General features: G+C 37.6%; 19 protein-coding genes. 2 read left to right on the forward strand and 17 right to left on the reverse strand.

What is annotated here, in order from left to right; genetic code table 11:
- Positions 1–178: 178 nt before the first annotated feature.
- From FC65_RS02365 to FC65_RS02385, 5 genes are all read right to left on the reverse strand, one after another.
- A complete protein-coding gene (locus FC65_RS02365) occupies positions 179–643 on the reverse strand; it encodes a hypothetical protein (protein WP_056971400.1) in 465 nt (154 codons plus the stop codon).
- Between the two features lie 14 nt (positions 644–657).
- Positions 658–1,653: a hypothetical protein gene (locus FC65_RS02370; RefSeq protein ID WP_056971401.1), complete on the reverse strand. Its 996-nt coding sequence runs from the start codon at positions 1,651–1,653 to the stop codon at positions 658–660.
- Positions 1,646–2,536 (reverse strand): hypothetical protein, encoded by an 891-nt coding sequence (locus FC65_RS02375; protein WP_056971402.1) that lies wholly within the window; start codon positions 2,534–2,536, stop codon positions 1,646–1,648. Before FC65_RS02375 ends, FC65_RS02370 begins: the two co-directional genes overlap by 8 nt.
- 287 nt (positions 2,537–2,823) lie before the next feature.
- Positions 2,824–3,840 (reverse strand): hypothetical protein, encoded by a 1,017-nt coding sequence (locus tag FC65_RS02380; RefSeq protein ID WP_056971403.1) that lies wholly within the window; start codon positions 3,838–3,840, stop codon positions 2,824–2,826.
- A 109-nt stretch (positions 3,841–3,949) separates the two neighbouring features.
- The gene (locus FC65_RS02385; protein ID WP_056971404.1) at positions 3,950–5,122 is read right to left on the reverse strand and encodes a hydroxymethylglutaryl-CoA synthase; all 1,173 of its coding nucleotides are present in this window, start codon (positions 5,120–5,122) and stop codon (positions 3,950–3,952) included.
- A 242-nt stretch (positions 5,123–5,364) separates the two neighbouring features.
- Between FC65_RS02385 and FC65_RS02390 the strand changes: the two genes are divergently transcribed.
- Both FC65_RS02390 and yidC read left to right on the forward strand, forming a co-directional pair.
- On the forward strand, positions 5,365–5,637 hold the full coding sequence (locus FC65_RS02390; protein WP_010494497.1) for an acylphosphatase: 273 nt from the start codon (positions 5,365–5,367) through the stop codon (positions 5,635–5,637).
- Between the two features lie 160 nt (positions 5,638–5,797).
- Positions 5,798–6,721 (forward strand): membrane protein insertase YidC, encoded by a 924-nt coding sequence (gene yidC, locus FC65_RS02395; RefSeq protein WP_056971405.1) that lies wholly within the window; start codon positions 5,798–5,800, stop codon positions 6,719–6,721.
- A 66-nt stretch (positions 6,722–6,787) separates the two neighbouring features.
- On the opposite strand, the gene FC65_RS02400 is transcribed toward yidC, so the two are convergent.
- The 12 genes from FC65_RS02400 to rpsO all read right to left on the reverse strand — a co-directional run bounded on the left by FC65_RS02400 (position 6,788) and on the right by rpsO (position 22,518).
- Entirely contained in the window at positions 6,788–8,338 is a 1,551-nt protein-coding gene (locus FC65_RS02400) for a HAMP domain-containing sensor histidine kinase (RefSeq protein ID WP_056971406.1), read from the reverse strand.
- A complete protein-coding gene (locus FC65_RS02405) occupies positions 8,338–9,024 on the reverse strand; it encodes a response regulator transcription factor (protein WP_056971407.1) in 687 nt (228 codons plus the stop codon). Before FC65_RS02405 ends, FC65_RS02400 begins: the two co-directional genes overlap by 1 nt.
- A gap of 203 nt (positions 9,025–9,227) precedes the next feature.
- Complete coding sequence (gndA, locus tag FC65_RS02410; RefSeq protein ID WP_056971408.1) at positions 9,228–10,649, reverse strand: NADP-dependent phosphogluconate dehydrogenase; 1,422 nt, start codon at positions 10,647–10,649, stop codon at positions 9,228–9,230.
- 167 nt (positions 10,650–10,816) lie between these two features.
- Positions 10,817–12,064, reverse strand: a complete 1,248-nt coding sequence (gene clpX / locus FC65_RS02415) for an ATP-dependent Clp protease ATP-binding subunit ClpX (protein ID WP_056971409.1) — start codon at positions 12,062–12,064, stop codon at positions 10,817–10,819.
- A 156-nt stretch (positions 12,065–12,220) separates the two neighbouring features.
- Positions 12,221–13,549 carry a trigger factor gene (tig, locus tag FC65_RS02420; RefSeq protein WP_056971410.1) on the reverse strand — a complete coding sequence of 443 codons (1,329 nt, stop codon included), beginning with the start codon at positions 13,547–13,549 and terminating at the stop codon, positions 12,221–12,223.
- A gap of 168 nt (positions 13,550–13,717) precedes the next feature.
- Positions 13,718–14,911 carry an elongation factor Tu gene (gene tuf / locus FC65_RS02425; RefSeq protein WP_056971411.1) on the reverse strand — a complete coding sequence of 398 codons (1,194 nt, stop codon included), beginning with the start codon at positions 14,909–14,911 and terminating at the stop codon, positions 13,718–13,720.
- Positions 14,912–15,126: 215 nt separating this feature from the next.
- Positions 15,127–16,041 (reverse strand): hypothetical protein, encoded by a 915-nt coding sequence (locus tag FC65_RS02430; protein WP_056971412.1) that lies wholly within the window; start codon positions 16,039–16,041, stop codon positions 15,127–15,129.
- A 25-nt stretch (positions 16,042–16,066) separates the two neighbouring features.
- On the reverse strand, positions 16,067–17,767 hold the full coding sequence (locus FC65_RS02435; protein ID WP_056971413.1) for a ribonuclease J: 1,701 nt from the start codon (positions 17,765–17,767) through the stop codon (positions 16,067–16,069).
- Positions 17,768–17,784: 17 nt separating this feature from the next.
- The gene (gene dapA, locus FC65_RS02440; protein WP_056971414.1) at positions 17,785–18,663 is read right to left on the reverse strand and encodes a 4-hydroxy-tetrahydrodipicolinate synthase; all 879 of its coding nucleotides are present in this window, start codon (positions 18,661–18,663) and stop codon (positions 17,785–17,787) included.
- A gap of 12 nt (positions 18,664–18,675) precedes the next feature.
- Positions 18,676–19,728 (reverse strand): aspartate-semialdehyde dehydrogenase, encoded by a 1,053-nt coding sequence (locus tag FC65_RS02445; protein ID WP_056971415.1) that lies wholly within the window; start codon positions 19,726–19,728, stop codon positions 18,676–18,678.
- 122 nt (positions 19,729–19,850) lie between these two features.
- The gene (locus FC65_RS02450) at positions 19,851–22,076 is read right to left on the reverse strand and encodes a polyribonucleotide nucleotidyltransferase (RefSeq protein ID WP_056971416.1); all 2,226 of its coding nucleotides are present in this window, start codon (positions 22,074–22,076) and stop codon (positions 19,851–19,853) included.
- A 172-nt stretch (positions 22,077–22,248) separates the two neighbouring features.
- Positions 22,249–22,518, reverse strand: coding sequence for a 30S ribosomal protein S15 (rpsO, locus tag FC65_RS02455; RefSeq protein WP_010494555.1), 270 nt, complete (start codon positions 22,516–22,518; stop codon positions 22,249–22,251).
- Positions 22,519–22,828 lie beyond the last annotated feature (310 nt).

A 22,828-nucleotide genomic window follows, 5' to 3' on the forward strand; every position in this document is an offset into this window, starting at 1 on the left:
TCTAAATGTTACAAACTAGCACCACACGTACCATCCTATATGTTTTTGTATTCAAAATAGCTCACCCTAAAAGAAGAGTGAGCTATTTTGAATGATTGTATATATAGTGAATGATCGTTTTAAAAAACAAGAACTCAAATCTACAGACTCGAGTTCCTTTTTAAACTATTTTTCAACTTTACTTTGAAAAAAGCTGAAAAAAGCTGTCCTCGATTTCTTCTTCTGAAAAACGCAAGTCTACTGCTCCAAACTTTAATAACATATGCCAAGCATGAATCAAATCATCCGTTTGATGCTTAAAATAAGCATTTAATATTTGCTGGTCCATAATCAAATAAACTGTATTGAATGACTTGCTTGCCCACTTATTTTTAAATTGAGCAAATTGTATTTTATCTAATAAGAATTTATCTAACAAGTTTTGACTGCTTGCTACAATCAAGAACCTGCAGACACTATTACAAAATTTGTCTAAAATTACTTGTGACTTATCAGATTGCACCTCCAAAAAAAGCTCACTAACTGATAATGACAGATCTGTGTACAATGTAGCTTGACGTTCCCGTTCCGAGAAATTTGCCATGTTTATATACGACGGCAACATTGCATGCCGTGCAATAACACTCATTTCATTAACTTTCACAAAAATATCCTTCTTTAGTTGAAATATCTACGATCAGTTTGAATTTCCAACACATCTAAGTTATTCAAATACCAGTCACGGATAAAGTCATAATTAAAAATTATGTCAAACCAAGACAAGTCTTCTTCTTTATCTGTAACATTGATAGCCCATTGAGATTGCCCATTACCAATCAGTTGATCTTCATCACCGAAAGTAACCACCAAATCTGCTTTCAATTCCAAGATAGCTTCTCCATTGTTTCCTGCTTTTAACATGTAACCAGCCTGAGAAGCCACAACAAACAACTTATCCAAAGCTCCATTCGGAAGATCTGTTTTAATGATCGGGTAAACGGCAGAATTAGAAGGATCCAAAATATTAAAGTCTACATCAAATCCATAATCTTCCTTAAAGAAATCTCCTATCCTAATAAGTAATAAGACGAACTTTTTGATAGTTGAGTAAACAAATTTCTCTTGGTAATTAACAACCAAAAGAGATGTGATCGCCGCTGCATTAAATTTTAAAATATGCTTTGAAAAATTCAAATAAAACAGCTTTTCACCAGTTTGCTTTTCAACATAATAAGCTCCACCTTCATTAACAGGATCAATTTGGAAAATAAAATAGCCAGCAGTATTGATTCCTGGAAATTCATGATATAACTCCCGGTTGCGATCACTCGATTGCAAAATCAATTGATCACTACTATGTTGTTGCAATAACCTACTTAAAAAAATTAAATAAAAATCAGCTTGACTGTATTGTTGCGGAAAGACCAAAAATGCAGTGTTCAAACGAAAAGAAATCAATTTTGAAGCAGCATCTAATAATTCATGTGGATCATTAGTGCTGACCATTTGATCAAGTAACTTAGTAAAAGAAATACCGTGTTGCAATCCTTCTTTAAGTTGATCATTATAATTTTGTAAACGGGCTGAAGTGCTGATAACTGCTTTTTGTTTGACTCCTGTACTTGTTCCATCAGGTTGAAAGACAATCGTTTCGTTTTGGCTTTCTTTATTCATCAGCGCTCACCCGCCCTCTAGTAGCAATTAAATTTGCAATATAATCACGATATAAAACATTATTTTGCGCCTCAAAGTTCTCAAAACTGCCAAATTTTGCGATGATACTTTGCTTTTCATAACTCAATAAAGTATCTTCCTTTGACAATTCTAAGATGCGATTTTCATTTTGTCTAATCTGCTGGAAAGCATTATTTGAAGATTCATCAATCTCAGTTAGTTCCGTCAATTTATCGATCAACGCTTGTTTTTCTTCCTTTTGGCGATTAGCTTCCCATGGCATGACTTTTTCTTGGGAGATTTGCTTGATCTGAGAACGCAGCTCTGCTTTTTGATTATCTCGTTCTTCTTGAGAGTCGATCAACTCTTGTAATTTATCATTTTCTAATGAGATTTGTTCGATTTGATCGCTATTTAATCTTTTTTGCTGTGTTTCTAAAGCAAATGTCCGTGCTAATTTTTGATATTCTACCTCGTCAAAATCAAAAGAAACATTTAAAACATCAAGGGCCCCAAATAAGCGACGACCCCACCAGTTTCCAAAATAGAACTGATACTGTCCCTCGCCAATCTCTTCAAAATAAAAAAAGGGATACCTATTACGCAAAAATATAATTAATTTTTGACTTAAAAAGGCACTCAACTGATCATGTAGATCTTCAACTAATGACTCATTCCCCGGATCAGCCGATATGTGTCGAGCTTGTTGAACCTCACGAGCGTATTTTTCAGAATTGATCAATTGATAAACCAAACGATCATCTTGATCTTCAAGAGCTTCATGAAGCGTTTGAAGATAGCGGCTTTTATTGACTACGGCCTGAATAACCGCTGCAGTCGCCTCACCATGATCGGATAAAACAAATTCATTTGTGTTCGCCATGTTAATCTCCCCTAATAAAACGATGCATTTATAATTCATCATTAATCTAATGACTTTATTTTCCCATATAAATTCTTTAAGTTCAACTGTATTGAATCGTTGATATACCCGCGTTTTCTGAACGACAAGTTGAAATAAGCTAAATATTTATATAAAAAAACAAATCAGCCTTAATGTGATTCCTTGTTGGTCGCTTGATAATCCGCCAACTTATTTAATTAAATTTTTTCGTTTTATAATGTGAGCATCATAGCTATGGCCTGCAAAATTAAGCAACGAAAAAAAGATCAAAAATTCAAAACAAACTGTGTTGCTTTTTCGTTTCTGGAAGTATCGCTCAATTTATGTCTTAAAAACTTGATTATTTTTTCTATATCATTAATTTCTTGAGATTCAGGAGCATGTCTGATAGATTGCGCCTTTTCAAAATCATTTTTACCAGCCATTGGAAATTTTGAAGCGATCCTGACCTTTAAACCGACTGAATTAGCTTTCTCCAATAAAAAAATTAAAAAATGATATCTCTCAAAAAGAGACACACTTGTAGGTACTCCTGTTGGTATTTGTGAACGCAATATGATCAATCCATTTAAGGTAGGCTGGTACAATTTTTGAAAAATCTCGTTATAATACATAAATGCATCAAGTCTTTTAAACTGTTGGTTTTGTTTCTTCCTATCATCAAGTAAATGATAATAAGAAAAACTGCTGCCATTACTCAAGAATAATAGCTTGTGTTTGCCAAAGTTAAGCCCTAACCAAGAATCTTCCTGCTTTTGGGGCTTTTCAAAAGGCCAGTTACTATAGATCCTTGCACGGTAAGATTTTCCTAACCGGTAAATAAACATAAAAGTGATCTTATTAAAACAATGATCCCATGGACAATCTATAGGAACCGTTCCTAAAATAGGCAGCATCAATAAATTGTTCAATAACAATGCTTCACCTGATTCCTTCGTAAACAAACAGCACAAGCCAAAATTAGCTATAAAATCAGCTGAAAATCCAAGTTGTTGCGGTTCTTCAGTACATGCCAAAGCTTTACAGTTAAAACGATATTGACACAGTGAACCAATTACTGTGTTCAGTGCTAAACGATTTAAATGATGGTTACTTCTATTAAAAAAACGCTGGGCAATTTCTCTGCTTTTTTTTAATATCACGGTATCTGCATTGGTATTCAATTGACATTTGTCTAACTCACGGATCACATTCCTACTAAGTTCCAAACATTTTTGGATCTGCTTGATCTGTTCTGCTTGCGGATAGATTTTTAAATCACAAAATTCCTTTGCTATTTCCATGTGCTTTTCACTCCTATTTTTTTCTAGCTACACATAAATACGCAAAAAAATTGTGATTTTGATTTTTAATTTGCAAAATAAAAAGCCGTTGCAAAACGACTTGTAGTAATTATTGTGCCAGCTTGTAAGCATACTTTCTTTGTGCATCTTTAACACCAGTTAAAACAAACGAAGCCGGATCATCATCATGTTTGATCAAAACATTATCTGCTATCTCTAAGGAAGAACGATAAATTTCTTCATATTCTTTCACGCTAACTTGCTTGCGTTGCAGCAACATTTCAGAAATTGCCTTATCAGCAGCCAATGCTTTAAATCCAGGTTGTAATTTTCCAGAGAAAAATTCTCCTTGAGCACCTGAACCGTAACTAAACAGGCCAATTCGTTGTCCAGCAACCAGATCCTCACTGTTTTGCAACAACGACAATAAACTTAAATAAAGTGAACCCGTATAAAGATTGCCAACGTTTCGACTATATTCACGTGAAGCCTCAAATTGTGCCTCAAGTTTAGCAGAAAGTTCTGGAGTAGCATTTTCTGTGGCTTTTCTAAGAGCTTTAAGTCCCAATTTTGTATATGGCAAATGAAAAACCAAAGCACTAAAATCCGCTAGCGACAAGTGCGTCCTACTTAAATAATCGTGATAAACTTTCTCAAAAAAATCCAAGTAAATCTGAGAAGAATATTTTCCCTGAACTAGGGCTTCAGAATGGCCTAAAGGTCGCCAAAAATCCATCGCATTTTGTGCTAAATATGACGTTTGCGGTTCAAATTCCAATATGGAAGGATCACCACTCAAAAGTAAAGCAACAGCTCCTCCACCTTGAGTCGATTCACCAGGAGTTTTAATACCATAGCGAGCTATATCAGCGCCGAATACAAGAACTTTTTTCTTAGGATTCAAAGCTAGGTATCCCCTAGCCATGGCAATACCAGCAGTTGCACCATAGCACGCCTGTTTTATTTCAAACGACCTGATGTTTTCTGGTAAATCTAAAAGCTCAGTAACATACATAGATGCGGCCTTAGAATTGTCAATTCCTGATTCCGTACCAAAAATCACTAAACCAATTTCACCTTTATCTTCAGGTGTTAAAATCTGTGCTGCGGCACTACAAGCTAAGGTCACTGGATCTTGAGAAGGTGGAATCACAGCCATTTTACTTTGACCCAACCCTACTAAATACTTACCAGGTTCTTCATTTCTGGCTTTTGCTAATTCTGCCATATCAACATACAAATGAGATGTAGCAAAACCAATCTTATCGATTCCTATTTTCATAAAAGATAACTCCTATTTCATAACATTTATTCTTATCCTCAACATTAGATAATATCACTAATTCATACTTAAAAATAAAAAACACTGATTTTTTAACTGACCTTAATATTATACCTTACTTTCAAAGAACTAGGAAAAATAATAATGCTTAGGCGAGGTTAAGTTATCTGGCGAATTTCAAAAGATGCAAACATTAAAATTCTTGTAGTATAATAAACATGATCAATTAGGAGGTGACTTGTTTGAAAACAATTAAAATGACGGTTTCTGGCCTGGTCCAGGGAGTTGGCTTTAGATACACCGCCAAAATGCTAGCTGACCGGTTGAAAGTAAGTGGGATCATTCGCAATTTAATGAACGGTGATGTCTATATCGAAGCTCAGGCAGAAAAGGAAATACTCGAAAAATTCATAGCGGGGATCAAAGATTCCCCTTCCCCTGCAGCACGTGTTGATCATGTTGAAGTTACTGAAATTCCTCAAAAAAACTATAATGGCTTTGCTGTAGTTTATTAACAACCTTCACCACCATAATAAAAAAGTATGGTGGTTTTTATATGGAAAACTTTTCTTATTTGTTTGATTTAATATAAAAAAAGCTTGGTGTTTATAGAATACATTTTTAGAATATGGTAAGATATCAATTGTGTAATTTACTATGCGAAAGGACTTAGAAATGAATAGAAAAAAAATAACCAAGCTTTTTCCCCTTTTTATGGTCCTAGTTATTTTTCTAAGCGGCTGTGTCCAAAGAACTAAAAGTGGGAAACCATATGGTTGGGTTTATGACAATTTGGCTGTCCCAACTCAGCATTTGTTAATGTGGCTCTCACAACAGCTAGGAAATAATCTAGGTTGGGCAATTATTTTGATCACATTTATTGTCAGGTTAATTTTAATGCCATTGATGATAAATCAATCTCGTAAGTCTACGATCCAGCAAGAAAAAATGGCTTCGATCCAGCCTTACATGACAGACATTCAGAAACGTTCTAAAGAAGCAAAGACTCAAGAAGAACAAATGGAAGCCAATCAAGAAATGATGGCCTTATACAAGGATAATAATATCTCCATGACTGGTGGAATCGGATGTTTACCACTTTTGATCCAGATGCCGATTTTTGCTGCTCTGTATGCTGCCATTCGGTATTCGCCCGAATTATCCAGTTCCTATTTCTTTGGGATCAATTTAGGGAACAGAAGTTTTGCTTTAACTGCTTTAACCTTTATTATTTATGCGGTACAAGGTTATATGTCCTTGATCGGGTTAGAACCTCAACAGAAAAAACAGATGCAATCCATGCTCATAATCAGCCCGATCATGACAGCAGGGATCACTTATATTTCTCCTGCCGGGCTCGGACTTTACTTTTTTGTCGGTGGTATCTTTGCTTGTTTACAGACATTGATCATCTTGTTTATGCGTCCACGGATCAAAAAACAGATCGCAGCGGATCTTAAAGATAATCCTATTAAAGCTCCTGCTAAAAAACCTAGACCTGTTGTTGAACAAGAAACTGTCCAAAAAGAAAAACAACAACAAGAAATGCATAATAAGAACCGTCAGCGTAACGCCGGCAAACAACAACATCATAAATAATGATTTCAAAAAGCGCACTGTCGATGTGAAGTTCACAAAGACAGCACGCTTTTTTTATGATCAAAATTAGTCTAAATTCTTATTTTGCTCTTGTTTGTTAGTTTTATGAACATACAGGGGAATAGAAACTTTGAAAAGTGAACCTTGCCCCTCCGCACTTTCTACAGTTATCTTACCACGGTATCCTTCTAATAAACGTTGGGCGATAGACAAGCCCAAGCCATTTCCTCCTTGATCTCTACTGCGTGCTTTATCGACCCTATAAAAACGTCCAAAGATTTTTTTTACTTCTTCATCAGGAATACCAGCACCAAAATCTTGAACAACTAATTCTGCAAAACAATTTGTTTTGGACAAAGTAACGTAGATTTCTTTTCTTTCTTGAGAATACTTAACAGCGTTATCCATCAAAATAACCATGATTTGCTCTAAATGATTACGATACATTTTAACTTCAGTTTTTTCTTTCAGTTCATTATCTAAACTGAAATGAAAATCAGGGTGGATCATTTCAAAGTTTGAGAAGACCTGTAATGCTACTTCCCGAATATCACTAGTTTCGTTGCCAAACTGAACATTGACTTGTCCCGCACGTGACAAATCCAACATTTCCTGAACTAAGCTTTCCATACGTGTAATTTCCTGCAAAGAAGCATCAATAGATTCAGTTAAAACTTCTGGGTCATCTTTCCCCCAACGATTTAACAAATCCATATGCCCCTTGATAACAGCAACTGGTGTTCTTAATTCATGAGAAACATCCTCAACAAATTGTAATTGTTGTTCAATATAGCCTTGCATTTGATCTAACATATCATTAAATAATTCACTTAATTCTGATAATTCATCCCGTTGCTTTAGTTGGGGCACCCTAACAGTTGCAATTGCTCGTCCTTCGTTTCCTGTGCTAAGCTTGCGCATTGCCTCGTTTAAAGATTCAATAGGTTTTAATAACCAAGAAGATAGGCCCAAACTAAGCAGAGCAATTGCTAACCCAGCAGTAATACCGAATACAATAAAAATTAGAATAAACTTGCTTCTGGCTTGATCATAATCTTTAAGAGTATTTGTGACCTGCGCATATCCGATCACCTGGTTGGTTGAATTCGATCTAACCGCTCGACTAGTAACGAAAATATGATGTGAACCATCACGGATCACAGCATCTTTATTTGAACCGGCCTTTTTGAAATGATATGGAACATTACGCGAAGCAAAAATCAAATCTCCAGATAAGTCATATACACTAACAGCTAAATTCTTACGTGCCAACGAGGTAAACGCCGCGTCCGTATAAGGAGCAGGAGTATTTTGCCCTTTTTCTTCGGTAGGAGCCACATCATAACTTAAGACCTGTTTAACATGCTTAGCGTCTAATTCAGAATCCTGGTTTTCCAACCGTTCGGAAGCAGTAGACAAAGCATTGTAAGAATAAGTTTTTTCTTGTCGTAACAAAATACTTGAAAAGCTTTGAAATAACAAAACAGCAAAAATAGCAAAAATTATTAAAACTCCAAGCCCCATTCCGACCGACCATTTAACTTTTAATGAAACGAAACGTTTGTCGTTTTTAACACCCTGTTCGCCATCTTTGCCAGTTACAATTTGCTCGTCCATTACGACCGCATAACGTAACCAGTTCCACGCACCGTTTGAATGTAACTATCTTCACCTGGTCGATCGATTTTATTGCGCAGATACCTGATATATACATCAACGACATTAGTTTCGATCTGAGATTCATAACCCCAGACCTTTTTTAACAAAACATCGCGAGCCAAAACAACATTTACATTTTCCATCAAGGCCAACAAGAGCTCATATTCACGCTTAGTCAACTCAATGATCTCATCACCACGACGAACAACACGATTTTCTTTTTCGATCGTTAAATCGCGATAACTGACTGTTGTCTGTTTGGAAGAGTTTTGTTCACTTTCTAAGTCAATTCGACGTAATAGTGCTCTTAAACGAGCCAATAATTCTTCAATTGCAAACGGTTTGACGATATAGTCATCTGCTCCATGATCTAATCCCGAAACTCGGTCGATCACTGAATCACGAGCGGTCATCATAATTATCGGCGTATTTTTAACTTGGCGCACTCGACGGCACACTTCCAAGCCGTTTAACTCTGGAAGCATTAAATCTAATAAGATAGCATCCCAGTTTTCTTGTAATGCAGAATCAAGTCCTTCACGCCCATTTTTACAAACTTTAGTTGTATAACCTTCATGTTGTAATTCTAAATCTACAAAGCGTGCAAGATTTTTTTCATCTTCCACAATTAAAATATTACTCATTAAGTCGCACTCTCCTAATCTGGTACTCCAGACTTTATTTTTAAAACTCCAATTGTCTACAAATGCAATTTTAACATTTTATTCCTTAGAATTACATATCTAACAAAGAAGTTCATCATAAATGCCGGCATTCTTTATAAAAACAACGTTCATAAAAAAAGCTAGACGCAAAACCATCGTCTAGCTTTCTTTTTCAATTTTAATTATTCTTCGTGATACCACTCATAATGGAAGATTCCATCCTTGTCATTACGCTCATAGGTGTGTGCACCAAAGTAATCACGTTGAGCCTGAATGATATTAGCTGGCAATACTTCTGCACGATATTGATCATAATATGTGATCGCACTTGTAAAACCAGGTGAAGCAACTCCGGCTTGAACGGCAAGTGAAGCAACGTCACGAACAGCACCCTGATATTTTTCTGCAATATCTTTGAAGTATGGATCAAGCATCAGATTCTTCAGATCAGGTTGATTTTCAAAAGCATCAGTTATTTTTTGTAAGAACTGAGCACGAATAATGCATCCTTCGCGCCAAATCTTAGCCATGTCGCCATATTTTAAGTTCCAATCGTAATTTTCAGAAGCAACACGTAATTGTTCAAATCCCTGCGCATAACTCATAATCTTACTGAAGTACAAAGCCTGACGAATTTTTTCAATATAATCCTTCTTATCCACCTTTGCAGCATCAAATGAGGGACCATGCAAAACTTTGCTTGCAGCAACACGTTCATCCTTCAAAGCAGAAATATAACGAGCATAAACTGATTCAGTGATCAATGACTGAGGAACACCGAGTTCGAGTGCACTCTGAGAACTCCACTTCCCAGTCCCTTTGTTGCCTGCCCGATCTAAAATTTTGTCGACGATAGGTTCACCAGAACCTAAGTCATCCTTACGAGTGAGAATATCTGCAGTGATATCTATCAAATAACTGCTCAATTCTCCCTGTTTCCATTCATTAAAAGTATCAGCAATTTCTTCAGTACTCATTTGCAAAACGTTACGCATTAAATTATAACTTTCTGCGATCAATTCCATATCGCCATACTCAATACCGTTATGAACCATCTTGACATAATGTCCAGCACCATTAGGACCAACGTACGTCACACAAGGTTGACCATCTTTGGCTTTAGCAGCGATCTGTTCAAGGATCGGGCTAACGAGGTCATATGCTTCCTTTTGACCACCAGGCATTAAAGAAGGACCTTCTAAAGCACCTTTTTCACCACCAGAAACTCCCATGCCAATGAAATTAATACCAGAATCCTCTAATTCCTTGTTACGTCTGATTGTATTTTCAAAGAATGTGTTGCCACCATCGATCAAAACATCGCCCTTTTCTAAATAGGGTAATAATTTCTTGATTGTTTCATCCGTCGGTTGTCCGGCTTTTACCATTAAAATGATTCGACGAGGAGTCTGTAACGAAGAAGCAAAATCCTTGAGTGAATATGATGGCACTAAATTTTTATCTGGATGATCTGCAGCGGTTTTTTCAGTTTTAGAAGCAGTTCGGTTAAAAATTGCAACCGAATACCCCCTGCTTTCTATATTTAAAGCCAAGTTTTTACCCATGACGGCCATACCGATTACACCAATTTGTGGTTTATCCATCATTTTAGCCTCCTAAATAGTCTTAAATTTATGTTCCCTTCAAATGATAGCAAAAATGAAAAATTAAATAAAGTATACATGGTCAATATCAAAAATTTTTTTAATTTAACAAATAACTTACACTTCTCAAAAAGAAAACGACCCATTATTTTATGGGTCGTAGTGCATTATGATGCTTTAGCATCCTTTTTTTCGATCCTGGGTTTCTCTTTTCCAAGTACCGTGTTTTTTGTAATAGAAACTTTTTTAATATCCTTATGACTTGGGATATCAAACATTACATCACGCATAGTTGCCTCAATGATCGAACGTAAGCCACGAGCCCCAGTGTTTCTTTCAATTGCGAGATGCGAAATCTCTTTAAGAGCTGCAGGTGCAAAGCTTAATTCAACATTATCAAGTTCTAGTAATTTTTGATACTGTTTCACTAAGGCATTTTTCGGTTCAGTCAAAATGCGTACAAGATCATCTTGATCCAGTTTTTCTAAAGCAGTCAAAATAGGCAGACGTCCGATAAACTCTGGGATTAAACCAAATTTTAGCAGATCTTCTGGGATAATTTGCTGCATCAAACTTTTGCTTTCATCAAAAAGTTGCTTAGAATCTGCACCAAAGCCAATAGTCTTGTCTCCTAAACGATTCTTGACCATCGTTTCAATACCATCAAAGGCACCGCCAACGATAAACAAAATGTTGGTTGTATCAATTTGTATCAACTCTTGCTGTGGGTGCTTTCTCCCCCCCTGAGGCGGTACACTTGCGACAGTTCCTTCTAAGATTTTCAATAAAGCCTGCTGTACACCTTCACCCGAAACGTCGCGTGTAATCGAAACATTTTCACTTTTCTTAGCGATCTTATCAATTTCGTCAATATACACGATCCCATGCTCCGCACGATCAACATCGTAATCAGCGTTTTGCAATAATTTCAGTAAAATGTTTTCAACGTCTTCACCAACATAACCCGCTTCAGTTAATGTTGTTGCATCCGCAATTGCAAATGGAACGTTCAGGATCTTAGCTAAATTTTGTGCTAAAAATGTTTTACCAGAACCAGTTGGCCCGACTAAACAAATATTACTTTTTTGTAATTCAGTTTCGTCATCAGCAGCGTTCAATGACGCATTGACACGCTTATAATGATTGTACACAGCAACAGCTAAAGTTCGCTTAGCTTCTGTTTGTCCGATCACATAATCATCTAACATTTGCACGATTTGTTGCGGTGTTGGAACTTCACCTAAATCATTTTTTACGTCAGATTTAGCTTCTTCATTAATAATAGATTCCGCCAATGCTACACATTCATTACATATATAGACACCTGGGCCTGAAATCATACTCTTAACTTGATTTTCTGATTTTCCACAAAAAGAACAAGTTACTGGTCCATTACCATCCATGTTTTCATACATTAAATATCACCCTTGTTTACTAGTTACGCCCATTCTATCAAATCTGAGTTAAAAAGGCGAATAGTTGGCCTATAGCCAAAATTCATACGACTATAACCAAAAAATCACGGTTGTCCAACATGGATCACCGTGATTTTTTGGTTACTAAACGAAAAATTATTTTTCGTCTTTTTCAGCGTCTTTTTTGTCATCAGGCTTACGAGTTTGTTTTGCAGAATCAGCAATTTCGTCAACAACTTTTCTGATAGCAATGTCATGTTGTAACATATCGTCAGAAAGTGCGGAGCGAACAGCCTTTTCATCTAAACCATACTGATCAGCCAATTCTTTAATTTCTTTAGCAACTTCTTCGTCACTAGCTTTAACGTCTTCTGCTTTAACGATAGCTTCTAAGACGAGATTAGTCTTAACACGTTTTTCGGCGCCTGCTTCAAAACGCTTATGCAGATCATCTTCAGAAGAACCTGTTAGTTGATAATACATGTCAGCAGTAATGCCTTGTTGTTGCATGCTTGACATAAACTGATCCATTTGACGATGAACATCTTCTTCGATCATCGCATCTGGAATTTCACCGATTTTAGCGTTGTCAACTGCATAGCCAATTGCTTCGTCTTCGATAGCACTCTTAGCTTCAGAAACCTTTTTGGACTTCAAATCTTCCTTGATCTTAGCTTTTAATTCTTCTAAAGTATCGACGTCTTCATCAACATCTTTAGCAAATTCGTCGTCAAGTTCAGGAAGTTCTTTTTCTTTAACTTCATGAATCTTTGTAGCAAAGACCGCTTCTTTACCAGCAAGATCAGTTGCTTGGTAATCTTTTGGAAATGTAACTTTAACAGTTACATCGTCACCTGATTTATGACCAACAAGTTGGTCTTCAAAACCAGGGATGAATTGGCCTGAACCAAGTTCTAATGATTGGTTGTCAGCCTTGCCACCATCAAAAGGAACACCATCAACGGAACCTTCATAGTCGATAACAACTGTGTCGCCATCAGCGGCTGGTTCATCTTCCTTCAAGACAAGTTCAGCTTGTTGTTGGCGTTTGTCTTCCAAAGCCTTTTCAACATCAGCTTTTAAGACACGTGTTGGATGAGGAGTAACTTCAAGATCTTTGTATTGACCTAATTCTACTTCTGGTTCAACAGTCACTTTAGCACTTAAAACCCAAGCAGAATCTTTCTCCATTGATTCAACATTAATTTCAGGCTGATCAACTGGCTTAATATCACTTTCTTGAACAGCTTTTGAATATTCTTCAGGCAAGATTGCATTCAATGCATCTTGATATAATGATTCTTCACCATACATTTTATTGAAAATCTGGCGAGGAACCTTTCCCTTACGGAACCCTGGCACATTCAAAGATTTTTTAACACGATTAAAGGCAGTATCTAAACCTTCCTTAATTTTTTCAGGCTGGATATCAAAGGTAAGTTTACCATTGTTTGTGCCTTCTTCTTTTTCCCATTTTGCAGACATTATTTTCCCTCCGAGCAAATAAGTTTGTACAATATGTTAATTGCATACTAAATTAGTGTAACCTACAAAAGCCGAAATGTAAATGTTTCAACGCAAAAAGTAATAATATTAACCACATTTAAAAACAAAAAAAGAGTTCGAGCAATGCCCGAACCCCTTAAAACTGTTTTAGTCGTCAATTTCAGAAACAACACCGGCACCAACAGTATGGCCACCTTCACGAACAGTGAATTTAAGACCTTTTTCAATAGCAACTGGTGAAATCAATTCAACAGTAAATGTTACGTTATCACCAGGCATAACCATCTCAACACCTTCTGGCAATTCAATCACACCAGTAACATCTGTTGTATGGAAGTAGAATTGTGGACGGTAATTTGAGAAGAATGGTGTATGACGTCCGCCTTCTTCTTTAGATAAGACGTAAACTTCACCCTTGAACTTCTTGTGTGTTTGGATCGAACCTGGTTGTGCCAAAACTTGGCCACGGATAACTTGGTCACGGTCAACACCACGTAGCAAAGCACCGATATTGTCGCCAGCTTCACCAACATCAAGTGTCTTACGGAACATTTCAACACCAGTGATAGTTGTCTTGATAACGTCGTCTCTTAAACCAACGATTTCAACTTCATCACCAATTTTAGCTTGGCCACGATCGATACGGCCAGAAGCAACAGTACCACGACCAGTAATCGTAAATACGTCTTCAATAGGCATCAAGAATGGTTTGTCAATTGGACGATCTGGAGTTGGAATATATTCATCAACGATGTCAAGTAATTCTTGAACATGTTTTTGTTCTTCTGGGTCGCCTTGTAATGCTTTAAGAGCTGAACCACGAACAACAGGAATATCGTCACCAGGGAAGTCATATTCGCTCAAAAGATCGCGAACTTCCATTTCAACCAAGTCAAGTAATTCGTCATCGTCAACAAGGTCTGTCTTGTTCAAGAAGACAACGATGTATTCAACACCAACCTGACGAGCAAGCAAGATATGTTCACGTGTCTGTGGCATTGGGCCATCAGTAGCGGCAACTACCAAGATAGCACCGTCCATCTGAGCGGCACCAGTGATCATGTTCTTAACATAATCGGCATGTCCTGGGGCATCAATATGAGCGTAATGACGTTTTTCAGTTTCAAATTCAATATGTGAAGTATTGATTGTGATTCCACGTTCTTGCTCTTCTGGAGCAGCATCGATAGATGCATAATCCTGGAATTCTGCCACACCTTTGTCAGATTCAGATAAAACTTTAGTAATAGCAGCTGTTAAAGTTGATTTACCATGGTCAACGTGTCCGATAGTACCAATGTTAACATGCGGCTTTGTTCTTTCGTAATGTTCTTTTGCCATTAATACGAACCTCCTGTGATTTTACAAAGAAAACCCGCAATAATCTGCCGATAATCCTTTGATTTTAATTATACTACTTCTTCCCTCCAATTCCAAGCATCAAGAGACACTTGCAACCGAAGATATTGAAGAATCCTTGAATTATTATATAGATACAATATCTATTTGTAAACACTAAAAATCGAAAATATTCAAGATTTTTTATCTTTTTTAAATTATTTTGAGCTTGGACCCCATTCGGCAATACTTTTTTCTAACTTTGTCGCGATCTGTGCATAACTTTCGGTAGCTTTTAAAAACTGCTGCTCGTTTAATAAAACGTGATACCAAAGGTCCTGCTTTTGTTCTACTTCTAAAAAATTAGGATAGAGTATCATTAGTTTTAAAGTTATCTCATCTAAAATCTGCTGTGAAAGATTTGTTGGACGCGAAGTATCGCCTAATATCAGCGCAGCATAACTTTGAAAAGCTTCAGTTTGCTCAAGACCCTTAAGCTGTTGTGGAATAAGCCTCATCTTACCGTTCAAAAAAGACTGAAAGTCAAATTCCTCCCGAACGTTTAGTAAACGTAAATCATTTAAAAACGATGTCCGCACTATTGGATGGACATTTTTATCTACTAGTACATCTTTAACTACCACAACAAAATCTTGATACGATAATGCAGCTGCCTTTTTTGCCACAGTCCGCTGTTTAAGCGGCTCCAAAGCTCCCAAATAATGCAGTTGCTTTTTTAACTGCGCAATATCAACCATTCCTTGTTGCTCAAAAAGTTCAAATTCGAAAGATAGTGTCGAATAGAATAACTGACTTTCACTAGCAGTCAAATAAGGCTTTAAGCTTTCAAGTAATTGGTAGACCTTAAGACTTTTTCCAGCAAAAACTGCCACGTGAATATAAAAAACCAGTCGTTCGTCTTCAGCTAAATAACTATTTATATATTCTTGTGCAAATTCCAATGCAACTGAATAATCTTTCAAACCTGCTAAAGCTTGAACTAAGAAAAAATTCCCACGCGCAGACTTTTTAGTCAAGTACAGTTTGGAAAAAAGATCTACTGCAAGTTGGTAATTTTTTTCATGCAGCGCTGTCTCGGCTTGAATTTGCAGTTTTTTTCTGTCATCCTTCATTAATTTCTGTCACCCAAACATTCGTTTACTTGGAAGCTTGCTTTTTCTTTTTATAATGACGGTGTTGATTAACCTCCATGATGATTGGCAATATCACTGGATGGCGATGCGTTTGTTCATAAAGATAGTGGTTTAAGTTTTCCCTGATATCTTGTTTCAGGTGGCTCCAATCAAATTCTTTATTATCTAAATTATTTTGGACTACCTTTTTAACAATCTCGCCACTTTCAGTCATTAAGTCTTTACTTGCTTTAACAAAGACAAAGCCGCGAGAAGTGATTTTAGGCGTATCAATGATCCGATGCTTTTTACGGTCGATCGTGACCACAGCTATAAAGATCCCATCGTCAGAAAGAACCTTTCGATCACGCAGCACAATATTGCCAATATCGCCAACTCCACTGCCGTCGATCATTGTATTACCAGCTTCAATAGACGATGCCATGATCATTTTACCCTTGTCATATTCCAAAAGATCACCGTTTTTTAGCAGAAATATATTCTGTGGCTTGATACCGACTTGCTCGGCAGATTCAGCATGTGCAACCAACAAGCGATATTCACCTTGAATTGGTACAACATATTTAGGCTTGAGTAAGTTGATCAACAACTGTAGATCACGCTTACTTGCATGGCCAGAGGAATTATATTCATCTGAAATAGCCTTTACTTCTGCGCCAGAACGATAAATCATATCACGAGTTTTAGCGACTTTTGTATCCATTGCATGTGATGGCGTTGTCGTGATAAACGCTAAGTCGCCATCAGACAGATTGATGCCCTTATATTTACCAGTTGCCATCCGATACAAGGATTTCAATGGTTCTCCAGCACGACCAGCCTCCAATATGACTAATTGCTCAGGAGCATACTTACTCATATCAGCAGGTTTGATCAATAGATCCTTTTTGGGTAATTGGAGCTTCTTCATCTTCAAGGCAGTATTAATTACTTTCTCGGCATCAAATCCTGTTAGCGTGACCTTACGTTCATTAGCAGCGGCAGCATCCAAAACCTGTTGCCCACGCATTAAATTAGATGCGACACAAGCCACAACTACGCGCCCCTTGTGATATTCGAACGTTTCACTGATCAAATCAGCAATAACATGTTCATCAACAGGTTCAGATGGATTTTCCGCATTGGCTGAATCACTTAATAAAGCAATGACTCCTTCTTTACCGATTTCAGCTAACCTGCCAAAATCAGTCCGATAACTGTCAGTAGCTGTTTGATCGAACTTAAAATCGCCTGTATAAACTATATTTCCTTTATTTGTTTTAATAACTATTCCCAAAGACTCGGGAACTGAATGAGTGGTACTAAAGAATGAAACCGTTGCGTTCTCAAAATCGATTTCAGTATCAGCATTTATTACGTGAAAATCATTAAATTTCTTTGAACTATCCTCATTTTCACATACGATCTTAGCCAATGCGATCGTAAATTCTGAGCCAAAAACAGGAACATTAAATTCACTCAGAAAGTACGGCAAAGCACCAATTGCATCTGCATGACCGTGGCTCAAAAAAACACCCACGATTTTCTCTGAATTCTCGCGCAAGTAATCGAAATCGGGGATCACGGTATCGATCCCAAGCAATTCATTTTCGGGATATTTTAAACCACAATCCAAAATAAAGATTTCATCTTTAATTTCAACGATATACATATTCTTTCCGTTTTCTCTGACACCACCTAGTGCAGAGATCTTTATTTCACTCATTTTTTCACCTCACTTAATTATTCTTGACTTAAAACTTTTTCTAAAAAATCTTGTTGTTCATCATCCAATGGTAAAATCGGCAATCTTGGATCACCTACCAAAATATTTCGCTCGTTCAAGGCAGCTTTCACGGGTGCAGGTGAAGGCAGGCGGAAAAGAGCCGCGACCTTTGGAATTAAAATTCGCATATTCTGGCCTGCTTCACTAACGTTTCCACAGTCGACATCCCGATACATTTGAGCCATTTCATTACCAAATATATGACTCGCTACTGAAATAATACCTGCCCCACCGAGAACCTTGACTGTTAGAGCATCCTCATCTTCACCAGAATAAACCAAAAAACCCTCTGGTGCATTTTGGATCAATACGGCCAGGTCAGCTGCTCCCGTACAATTTTTGACACCGATTATATTGGGATGTTCAGCTAGTTTCAGAACTGTGTCCACACTCATTTTAACACCTGTTCTCCCTGGAATATTATAAATCACGATCGGGATCTTACTTGCATCAGCGACCATGGTAAAATGTGCGATCATTCCAGCCTGATCAGGCTTATTATAATAAGGCACGACTACCAAAAGAGCAGACAAGTCTGAATAATTCGATATTTTTTGGACATCAGCTACCGTTGCGGAAGTACTATTACTGCCAACACCGGCAATGATAGGAACTCTATCGTTAACGATCTTTATAGTTTGTTGAATCATTTCTTCTTTTTCAGCCACGCTCAGATTTGGCCCTTCTCCGGTCGTACCATTGATCAAAACGCCCTGTGTACCATTTTTCAACAAATATTCAAGCAGAGATTTTAAACGTGTAGTGTCAAGTTCATCGTTTTCATTGTAGGGGGTGACCATAGCGGTAATAATTTGAGCAAGTTTTAAATTTTTCATTATATCTTCCTCTCAATTATGCGGGATCTGCAAAAGATTCATCCGGTCTAACGACTCTGCAATTTGAACAGAGTTCCAAGCAGCACCCTTCAATAAATTATCTGCAACACAATACAGATGAAAGGCGTTCTTTTGCTCACCATCGGCCCGGACCCTGCCGACAAATGTCTCCTTTTGGCCTGCTGCTTGAACTGCCTGTGGAAAAATCTGCCTTGTTGGATCATCGCGTAAAATAACTCCAGGTGCTTCAGACAACAGTTGCTGCAACTTAGCAACTGTTGCTCCATCCTGTTTCAATTCAAACCAAACTGATTCTGAGTGCGAAATAGCAACTGGGACCCTAACACAAGTAGCTGTGACCTGAATATCCTCATCATCCATGATTTTTTTGGTTTCATGGATCATTTTCCATTCTTCATGGGTATATCCACCATCTTCAAAAACATCGATTTGAGCTAAAGGATTAAACGCAATTTGAAAATGTTTGTCTGCCCCTGCGACAGGTAAGATCTCAGCCTTGGGCTCCTCACCATTTAAAACTGCCTTGGTTTGCGTGTACAGTTCTTGGATAGCCCGATTACCCGCGCCAGAAACAGCCTGCATAGTCGTAACAATAACTTTTTTTAGCCCAAATTCTTGGCGAAGCGGCTCCAATGCCACGACCATCTGGATCGTTGAACAGTTAGGATTAGCGATCAATCCCTGGTGCTTGGTCAAAGCTTGTTCATTAACTTCAGGAACAACTAAGGGAACGGAAGGGTCCATCCTAAAAGCGCTCGTGTTATCAATTACTACCGCACCTCTTTTAACAGCTTCGGGTGCCAGTTTTTTAGAAACACTGCCTCCTGCCGAAAAAAAAGCTAAATCCACGTCCTCAAACGAAGCCGGAACTGCTTCTTGAACTTGCAAATTTTTACCAGCAAATTTAAGTACTTTCCCAGCAGATCTCTGAGAGGCTAACAATTTAACATCCGCTATTGGTAAACTAGATTGTTCTAGCATTTTTATGATCCTTGTTCCAACAGCACCAGTCGCTCCAACAATAGCAATATTATATCCAGTCACAAGTTATCCCCTCTTTGTCTTATTTAAGCTCCTATTATAGCATACTTATAGGCATTCTTTGTACTAAAAGGGCAAAATCACAACTACAAACGATTTCTTCGAAAAAACTGCGTAGTTTCCTATCACTTATCTTTTTGTTTGATTACAAATTGCGGAGCTTTTTTATGTTGAGTATGCTGGAAGGACTGCTTGTTTTTATTCCTGACATCTCGCCGACTGCTAGGTTGCGAAGAATCGGAAGCTACGGCTTTATTTTCAATAATAGCCCTGTGAGAGGCTTTGATCCTGTCATGCATATCAACTTCAGTGATTTTAACTTCCATTTTTTCTCCCACAGAGACAACATCTGAAACTTTATCAACATGTTGTTTTGCTAGTTGTGAAATATGAACCAAGGCCTGCTTATTATGGAATAGTTCCACGATTGCTCCAAATTTTTCAATACGTATAACTGTCGCTTCGTAAATCTCACCGACCTTAACTTTCTTAGTTAATATCCGAATAATGTCTTCAGTGCGGTCGATCTTGTTTTGTTCGCTTGACATAATGCGAACAGTACCATCTTCATCAATATCAATTTTGACTCCAGTTTCATCAATGATCTTATTGATCGTTTCGCCGCCTTTACCGATAACTACCTTGATCTGATCTTGATCGATCTGCATGGTTTCAACCTTAGGGGCATACAAAGAAAGGTGTTTTCTTGGCGCAGGGATCGTTGTTTCTATCACATCTAATATCTCTAAGCGTGCTTTTTTAGCTTGTTGTAATGCTTGACTTAAAATATTCCGATTTACACCATCGACCTTGATATCCATTTGTGAAGCAGTTATTCCCTGTTTAGTACCAGCAACTTTAAAGTCCATATCTCCTAAGTGATCTTCTATCCCTTGAATATCTGTCAAAATGGTATAGTCTTGTTCGTCTTTGATCAGACCCATTGCGATCCCGGCAACCGGTGCTTTGATAGGTACACCTGCAGCCATTAACGCCAGAGTGCCCGCACAAATACTAGCCTGTGAGGAAGAGCCATTCGATTCCAAAACATCGGCCACCAAGCGGATCGTATATGGAAAATCAGCTGTCGCAGGTATAACCGGCTTCAACGCCCGTTCTCCTAAAGCACCATGACCGATTTCCCTACGGCCGGGTGCTCTCATTCTACCCGTTTCACCTACTGAAAATTGGGGAAAATTATACTGATGAATGAAGTTCTTGATTTTTTCTTCTTCTAAATCATCGATCGTTTGTCCCTCAGACATCGGAGCTAAGGTTAACGTCGATAAAACTTGAGTTTGCCCTCGCGTGAACAACCCCGAACCGTGAACTCGCGGAATATAATCAATTTGAGCAGTAAGTGGGCGGATTTCATCGCATGCTCGATGGTCTGGACGAACTTTATCTACTGTGATCAATTTTCTGACGATTTTCTTTTCAAGATCGTCTAAAATATCACTGACTTCTGCTAAATCAGCACCATTTTTTAGGAGTTCATCTTCTCCAGCAACATCGTAGTGCTCTAAGATCATATTTTTAACAGCTGCAATATTTTGATCGCGTTCTTGTTTATCATTCGTCAAAATTGCTTCTTTCAACGCATCTGTCGCTTGATCAGCTAATTCACTTTCCAGTTGCTTATCCGGTTTTTCGACAACGAAACTCCGTTTAGTCTGCCCTATTTCAGTAATAATTTGTTGTTGAAAAGCACAAAGTTTTTTAATTTCTTGTTCGCCAAATTCTAAAGCATCTAAAACATCGCTTTCCTCAACTTGATCACAGCCAGCTTCAACCATGTTAATACTAGCTGCAGTTCCGGCAACAGTAATATCTAAGTCAGAAGCCCCCTGCTGTTCTTTTGTCGGTGCAATAACAAAATGATCGGCAACGCGCCCAACTTCAACAGCTGCTACTGGCCCACCAAAGGGTATATCTGAAATACCCAAACAAAGCGAACTACCTATCATTGCAGCCAAAGCAGGAGAACAGTCGGGCTCTGCACTTAAAACTAAATTGGTTACTTGAACTTCATCTTTAAATCCTTCTGGAAACAGCGGTCTAAGTGGTCGATCGATCATCCGCGCTATTAAAGTTGCGCCGTCACTAGGTTTACCTTCACGTTTAATAAAACCGCCAGGGATCTTGCCTGCTGCGTATTTCTTTTCCTCATAATTAATAGTTAACGGAAAAAAATCCGCATCAATAGCAGCCGGTTTACTAACTACCGTCGACAATACTGTTGTGTCGCCAAAACGAACGAGAACTGCTCCATCGGCTTGCTTAGCAACTTCGCCATTTTCAATTGTTAAATCGTGTCCTGCTAGCTTGATCGTGTATGTACTTTTCACCATACTTGAGTTCCTCCCAAATTTAAGTCAGTAAATTATAAAAATTATACTTACAGTATACATTTTTGGAAACGCTTTTGCAGTCTATGTTGCCGATTTATTTTTTTATGCTAAAAATTTTTGAACAAAAAAAGAGCGAAAACCAAAAAACGATTTTCGACCCTTTGAGAATATATTAACGACGTAAACCAAGACTCTTGATCAAGTCACGGTAACGATGAATATCTTCATTGCGCAAATAAGCTAACAAGTTACGGCGATGACCAATTTTCTTAAGCAAACCACGTTGTGATGCATAGTCCTTCTTGTGTTGACTGATATGTTCATTCAGTTCATTGATATCAGCTGTTAACACTGCGATTTGAACCTCAGCAGAACCTGTATCGCCTTCATGACGAGCATATTTCTGCATAATTTCATTTTTCTTGTCTTTTGAAATTGCCATTGTGATCTCCCACCTTTCACTTTTTTATCCCCTAAACCGTGTCAACCGGCGGTGAGCACCGTGAAAACTCAGTCCAAGGCAAGTGCTTTGAATAGCACTGTTATTAACTTACTAAAAAAACCGTTTATTTGCAAGTCATTTTCTAAAAAAATACGTTATTTTTGTATGTTTAAATAATAATTTACCACGAATTTTCTTGAAAAATTCAAAGACTGTCAAGGTTTTTTACTTGATATTGACGATTTTTATTGCAAAGTCTTTATTGCCCTTGTATAATTATTGATGTTAAATACGCGTGGTGCTAGTTCGT

This window comes from Ligilactobacillus acidipiscis DSM 15836, assembly GCF_001435755.1.
GTDB classification, from domain to species: Bacteria; Bacillota; Bacilli; order Lactobacillales; family Lactobacillaceae; genus Ligilactobacillus; species Ligilactobacillus acidipiscis.

Coding starts and splice junctions, on each gene's coding strand:
- FC65_RS02370 (WP_056971401.1), bottom strand. CDS start 1,653: ATGAATAAAGAAAGCCAAAACGAAACGATTGTCTTTCAACCTGATGGA.
- FC65_RS02375 (WP_056971402.1), bottom strand. CDS start 2,536: ATGGCGAACACAAATGAATTTGTTTTATCCGATCATGGTGAGGCGACT.
- FC65_RS02380 (WP_056971403.1), bottom strand. CDS start 3,840: ATGGAAATAGCAAAGGAATTTTGTGATTTAAAAATCTATCCGCAAGCA.
- FC65_RS02385 (WP_056971404.1), bottom strand. CDS start 5,122: ATGAAAATAGGAATCGATAAGATTGGTTTTGCTACATCTCATTTGTAT.
- yidC (WP_056971405.1), top strand. CDS start 5,798: ATGAATAGAAAAAAAATAACCAAGCTTTTTCCCCTTTTTATGGTCCTA.
- FC65_RS02400 (WP_056971406.1), bottom strand. CDS start 8,338: ATGGACGAGCAAATTGTAACTGGCAAAGATGGCGAACAGGGTGTTAAA.
- FC65_RS02405 (WP_056971407.1), bottom strand. CDS start 9,024: ATGAGTAATATTTTAATTGTGGAAGATGAAAAAAATCTTGCACGCTTT.
- gndA (WP_056971408.1), bottom strand. CDS start 10,649: ATGGATAAACCACAAATTGGTGTAATCGGTATGGCCGTCATGGGTAAA.
- clpX (WP_056971409.1), bottom strand. CDS start 12,064: ATGTATGAAAACATGGATGGTAATGGACCAGTAACTTGTTCTTTTTGT.
- tig (WP_056971410.1), bottom strand. CDS start 13,549: ATGTCTGCAAAATGGGAAAAAGAAGAAGGCACAAACAATGGTAAACTT.
- tuf (WP_056971411.1), bottom strand. CDS start 14,911: ATGGCAAAAGAACATTACGAAAGAACAAAGCCGCATGTTAACATTGGT.
- FC65_RS02430 (WP_056971412.1), bottom strand. CDS start 16,041: ATGAAGGATGACAGAAAAAAACTGCAAATTCAAGCCGAGACAGCGCTG.
- FC65_RS02435 (WP_056971413.1), bottom strand. CDS start 17,767: ATGAGTGAAATAAAGATCTCTGCACTAGGTGGTGTCAGAGAAAACGGA.
- dapA (WP_056971414.1), bottom strand. CDS start 18,663: ATGAAAAATTTAAAACTTGCTCAAATTATTACCGCTATGGTCACCCCC.
- FC65_RS02450 (WP_056971416.1), bottom strand. CDS start 22,076: ATGGTGAAAAGTACATACACGATCAAGCTAGCAGGACACGATTTAACA.
- rpsO (WP_010494555.1), bottom strand. CDS start 22,518: ATGGCAATTTCAAAAGACAAGAAAAATGAAATTATGCAGAAATATGCT.